The 691-nt window shown below is 43.1% G+C and carries 1 protein-coding gene; it reads right to left on the bottom strand.

Annotation, left to right across the window (positions count from 1 at the left end):
* Positions 1-138: 138 nt before the first annotated feature.
* On the bottom strand, positions 139-691 hold a 553-nt coding region (locus R7Q48_RS27590; protein WP_318133459.1), incomplete at its 5' end, for a glutathionylspermidine synthase family protein.

Here is a 691-nt window from a genome sequence, read left to right as displayed (position 1 = left end):
ATGCTATACCTGTGATGCTATGTGGCCTTACTCAACGCGGTGTTGCGTTGGCTGAAGAGCAATAAAATAACGTAATCGTTGATCATTGAAATTGAACATCTGATATGAAAAAGCTCTCCGAATGGAGAGCTTTTTTGATCACGTCAAAATCACATGTGGAATGTAGCGCGCCATATCTTGCGTCACTAGGCTACTGTCTTCACGAATCGAAATACCCGCCGCTCTATCATTGACGAGCCAACTACCGATTAACGTATGGCTCTGCCCAAACTTAGGCAACGGATGATATTTCTGGACGATATTGAATTTCGATTCATAAGGCCCCGGCGTTTTCACCAAGCGCTTTCCATCTTTGACGATCTCAATATTCGCCCCCTCTCGCGAGAATAACGGTTTGATGACATAATCGTTCAAACAACTCGCGTTTGGGTCACTAGCAAAATAGGCAGGCAAAAGATTGGGATGATTTGGAAAGCGTTCCCACAACAATGGCAAAAGTGCTTTATTGGATAAAATCGATTTCCACATAGGTTCTAGCCAGTTGACGTTTGCAGTCGCTAAATATTTCGCGTATTCCTCTTCAAACATGAATTCCCAAGCATAAAGTTTGAACATCCAACGAATGGCTCGTTCGTCCACAACCACAAATTTTCCGTCTTCCGTTACACCAATATCTTCGACATGCACAAAA

It is taken from the genome of Vibrio sp. 378, from assembly GCF_033339435.1.
This window is presented reverse-complemented; position numbering and strand designations above follow the sequence as displayed.